The organism is Amycolatopsis rhizosphaerae, assembly GCF_007713715.1.
Taxonomy (GTDB): domain Bacteria; phylum Actinomycetota; class Actinomycetes; order Mycobacteriales; family Pseudonocardiaceae; genus Amycolatopsis_E; species Amycolatopsis_E rhizosphaerae.
The window spans coordinates 1-5,008 of record NZ_VJWX01000519.1 but is presented as its reverse complement, the minus strand read 5'-3'; the positions used below and the strand labels follow the sequence as shown (position 1 = coordinate 5,008).

Sequence of the window (5,008 nt, the reverse complement as noted above, 5' to 3'; positions counted from 1 at the left end):
CGTCTCAGGGGAAGAGGTGGTGGAGGTGGGCGGTGGCGGCCTCCCGGTCCATCGCCAGGCCCTCGGCGAACTCCCGCTCGTGGGAGGTGCCGAGTAGTTCCTTCAGGGAGCGGACGTCCGGGTCGTCCGGCAGCGGGGCACCGCGCAGGGCCACGGAGATGCCGAGCAGCCGGGCCGCCGCGGCCGGATTCCCTTCCAGCAGGAGTAGTCCGGCCGCTCCTCCGGTGGCTTCGACCAGATCCGTGTGGATCTGGTTTTCCGCGGCGATCTCGATCGCCGCGCGATGGTGGTCGCGGGCCGGGGCCCGCCTGCCCTCCGCCTGTTCGAGGCGGCCGAGCGCGGTCAGGATCCGTGAGCGGGCGCCCCTGCTCTGCCAGTCCGTCCCGCATTCGCCCAGTGCCTGCTCGTACCGGCGGCGGGCTTCGGCGAGCCTGCCGCCCCACCGCTCCAGGTCGCCGAGTCCCAGGTGGGCCAGTGCGAGGACCGCGGGGACACCGGCACGGTGGGCGAGTTCGGCGGAGCGTTCGAAGTCGGCGCGCGCGGCCTCGGGGTCGGTGCACCGCAGCCGCAGGGCCTGGCGCCCCCACAGTTCGGCCAGTTCCTCGATCGCGCCGAGCTGCCCGACCAGTGCGATGGCTTCGTCCGTGAGCGCCACGGCGTGCTCCCGGTTACCGCCGAGCTCGGTGACGGTGGCCAGCCCGTCGAGGACCTGGGCCATGCCCCAGCGGTCGCCCACCGAGCGGAACAGCTCGAGCGCGGCCCCGAACTGCGGTTCCGCGGCGGCCGGATTCCCGTTGAACACCTGCAGGTAGCTCAGCGAGAATTGGGCCAGAGCCTGGAACCAGGGGTCGTCGGTGGTGGCGAACTGCTGGTTCAGCGGGCTCAGCGGTTCTCCCGGTTCCGGCGGGCCCGCGAACAGGGCCCAGGCCACAAGCAGGTGCGGCAGCCGGACCGGTCCCCGCAGCGTGCGCATGACCTGGCCCGCCCGCCGCCGATGACCGTCCACTTCGGAGGGACCGGTGGCGAGCACGGTGAGCACGTACTCCTCTTCCAGCCCCTCGGGCACGCGTGGGCCGAGCCGTTCCAGCAGGCGCGCGGCCAGCGGGGTGACCTCGCTGATGACGCCGCGCAGGCGCCAGTACGAGGACATCACCCCGAGCAGCCGGAGCGCCAGCCCGGGGTCGGCGTCCACCGCCCAGTGCAGTGCGGCGTGCAGGTTGGCGTGTTCGGCGGTCAGCCGGGCCAGCCAGGCGAGTTGCTCGGCGCGGCGCAGGAAGGGCTCGGCGGTGCGGGCGAGGTCGAGGAAGTACTCGGCGTGCGCCCGGGCCAGGCCGTCCCGCTCCCCGGCCTCGCCGAGCCGCTCGGCGGCGTAGGCCCGGATGGTCTCCAGCAGCCGGTACCGCCCGTTCGCGGGTTCGACCAGCGATTTCTCCGCCAGTCCCGCGAGCAGGTCCTCGGCGTCTACTTCGGACACTCCGCACACCAGGGCCGCCGCTTCGGCCGTGGTGCCGCCCGCGAACACGGCCAGCCGCCGCAGCAGCCGCTGCTCGTCTTCGCCGAGCAGGTCCCAGCTCCACCCGACCACGGCGCGCAGCGTCTGCTGGCGGGGCGCGGCTGTCCGGCTGCCCCGGGACAGCAGGCGGAACCGGTCGTCGAGACGGTCTTCCAGGCGCGGCAACGGGATCGTGCGCAGCCGGGCGGCGGCGAGCTCGATCGCCAGCGGCAGCCCGTCGAGGGCGGCGCAGATCCTGGCCACCGTATCGGTCCCGGCCTCCGTGACCGGCTCCGAAACCGTGGCGGCGCGGTCCAGGAACAGGCGGGTCGCCGAGGACGCGGGCAGCGGCGGCACCGGGTACAGAGCCTCGCCGGTGATGCCGAGCGGCTCGCGGCTGGTGGCGATCACCCGCAGACCGGGGCAGCCGGTGAGCAGCCGGTGCACGAGTGCGGCGGCTTCGGCGATGACGTGCTCGCAGTTGTCGAACACCAGCAGCAGGCGGCGGTCGGCCAACGCGGCGGTGATCCGTTCGGCGGCCCCGGCCTGGCCCGGTGCGCCGAACAACGCGCTCTCGCGCAGCCCGAGCGCGTCCAGCACGGCCTGGGGAAGGGCGCCGCCGTCCCGCAGCGGCGCGAGGTCCACGAAACAGGCTTCGCCGTTCTGCCGCCCGCTCGCTTCGATCGCGAGCCGCGTCTTGCCCGCCCCGCCCGGACCGGTCAGCGTGACCAGGCGCCTGCCCGCGAGCAGCTCGCCGATCCTCGCCAGCTCCTCTTCCCGGCCGACGAAACTGGTCAGCTGGGCGGGAAGCCCCCGCACCCGGACCGGCTCCGACCGCAACACGGCGAGATGGGCCGCGGCCAGTTCCGGGGACGGGTCGCTGCCGAGTTCGTCGGCCAGCCGCCGCCGTACCCGCTCGAACGCCGCCAGGGCCTCGGTTTGCCGTCCCGACGCGCTCAGCGCCCGGACGAGCAGGGCGTGCAGCCGTTCCCGGATCGGGTGGTCTTCCGCGAGCTTCTCGAGTTCCGCGACGACCTCCTTGGCCCGCGCCAGCGACAGCTCGGCCTCGGCCAGGTCCTCGACCGCGGCCACCCTCGACTCGGCCAGCCTCGCCGCCTGCGGTTCGGCGAACGGCGCGGTCACGTCGGCGAGCGCCGGGCCGCGCCACAGCGCGAGCGCCTCCCGCAGCAGCCCGGCGGCCCGCTCCCGTTCCCCGGCCGCCAGCGCCCGCCGCCCTTCGCCGCTCAGGGCCAGGAACCGGTGCAGGTCGACGTCGGCGGGGTCCACGGCGAGCCGGTACCCGGCGGGATGACGCTCGAGACGTCCGCCGCCGAGCACGCGGCGCAGGCGGGAAACCTGGGCCTGCAGCGCGTTCGCCGCCTCGCGCGGCAGGTCTTCCCCGTACAGCGCGTCGAGCAGGCTGTCCGTGCCGACCACGCGGCCGGCGTCGAGCAGCAGCCGGGCCAGCAGGGCACGAGGACGCGGGCCGCCGAGCGGGAGTTCGCTCCCGTCCTCGGCCAGTGCCCGCGTCGCCCCCAGGATGCCGAACCACACGCGGACCACGGTAGCGGCGGGCGGCACACCGGAGGGCGTCCGGCCGCTCCGGCTCCAGGAGGCCCCGGAAGGGCGGGGGTCGCGGGGGGTTGACTACGCTGGGCTGAACGTCTATCAGCGCCCGTGCGCACCCCGAGGAGTACCCCAGTGATCACCAGGATGTCGTCGTTGTTCCTTCGCACCCTGCGTGAGGACCCGGCGGACGCCGAAGTGCCCAGCCACAAGCTGCTGGTGCGCGCAGGCTACGTCCGCCGCGTGGCCCCGGGCGGGTATTCGTGGCTGCCGCTGGGCCTGCGGGTGCTGCGCAACATCGAAACGGTGGTGCGCGAGGAGATGGACGCGATCGGCGCGCAGGAGATCCAGTTCCCCGCCCTGCTGCCCCGCGAGCCGTACGAGAAGACCGGCCGCTGGACCGAGTACGGCGAGGGCCTGTTCCGCCTCAAGGACCGCAAGGGCGCCGACTACCTGCTCGGCCCGACGCACGAGGAGCTGTTCGCGCTCACCGTGAAGGGCGAGTACAGCTCGTACAAGGACTACCCCGTGGCCCTGTACCAGATCCAGACCAAGTACCGCGACGAAGCGCGTCCCCGCGCGGGCATCCTGCGGGGCCGCGAGTTCGTCATGAAGGACTCCTACTCCTTCGACCTGGACGACGAGGGCCTGTCCCGGTCCTACCAGCTGCACCGCGACGCCTACATCAGGATCTTCGACCGGCTCGGCCTCGACTACGTGATCGTGGCCGCGACCTCGGGCGCGATGGGCGGCTCCGCGTCCGAGGAGTTCCTCGCGGTCGCCGAAACGGGTGAGGACACCTACGTCCGCAGCACCGGTTCGGATTACGCGGCCAACGTGGAAGCCGTGGTCACCCCCGCCCCGGCGGCCCAGTCCGTGGAGGACAGGCCCGAGGCCCAGGTGCACCACACGCCGAACACGCCCACCATCGCCACCCTGGTCGACTACCTCAACACCAGGACCGACCTCGGCCGCACGTTCACCGCCGCGGACACGCTGAAGAACGTCATGGTGAAGATCCGCCGTCCCGGCGACTCCGAGTGGGAGATCCTCGGCATCGGCATCCCCGGTGACCGCGAGGTCGACCAGAAGCGGCTCGAAGCCTCGCTGGAGCCGGCGGAGGTGGCGCTGCTCGAGGAGTCCGACTTCGCCGCGAACCCGTTCCTGGTGAAGGGCTACATCGGGCCGAAGGCGTTGCAGGACAACGGGATTCGCTACCTGGTCGACCCGCGTGTCGTCACCGGCACGGCCTGGGTGACCGGGGCGGACAAGGTCGACCACCACGTGGTGGACCTGGTGGCGGGCCGCGACTTCCAGCCGGACGGCACCATCGAGGCCGCGGAGGTCCGCGAAGGCGACGCTTCACCCGACGGCAAGGGCACGCTGGTCGCCGCCCGCGGCATCGAGATCGGGCACATCTTCCAGCTCGGCCGCAAGTACACCGACGCGTTCGAGGTGGACGCGCTGGGTGCCGACTCGAAGCCGATCCGGATCACCATGGGTTCCTACGGGATCGGCGTTTCCCGCCTCGTCGCGGCGATCGCCGAACAGCACTACGACGAGCTCGGCCTGGTGTGGCCGCGGTCCGTGGCGCCGTTCGACGTGCACGTGGTGATCGCGGGCAAGGACGAGTCGATCGCGGCGGGCGCCCAGGAGCTGGCCGCCGAGCTGGACGCGGCCGGGATCCGCGTGCTGCTCGACGACCGCAAGGCCACGCCGGGCGTGAAGTTCGCCGACGCCGAGCTGGTCGGCGTGCCGACCATCCTGGTGGTGGGTCGCGGGCTGGCCAAGGGCCTGGTCGAGATCAAGGACCGCGCCTCGGGGGATCGCGAGGAGGTCCCGGTCGGCGAGGCCGTGGCGCACCTGGTGAAGCTCGTCCGCGGCTGACCCCGGCACCGAGTCGAAGGGCCGTGAAGGGTCCCTTCACGGCCGATACGACTGTGAAGGGAC

Annotated in this window: 2 protein-coding genes; one reads left to right on the top strand and one right to left on the bottom strand. The window is 73.0% G+C overall.

The annotated features are described in order from the left end of the window. Positions 1 to 4: 4 nt before the first annotated feature. On the bottom strand, positions 5 to 3,046 hold the full coding sequence (locus tag FNH05_RS32075) for an AfsR/SARP family transcriptional regulator (RefSeq protein WP_186382843.1): 3,042 nt from the start codon (positions 3,044 to 3,046) through the stop codon (positions 5 to 7). A gap of 147 nt (positions 3,047 to 3,193) precedes the next feature. On the opposite strand from FNH05_RS32075, the gene FNH05_RS32070 reads away from it, so the two are divergent. Continuing rightward, entirely contained in the window at positions 3,194 to 4,945 is a 1,752-nt protein-coding gene (locus tag FNH05_RS32070; protein WP_144592595.1) for a proline--tRNA ligase, read from the top strand. Positions 4,946 to 5,008 lie beyond the last annotated feature (63 nt).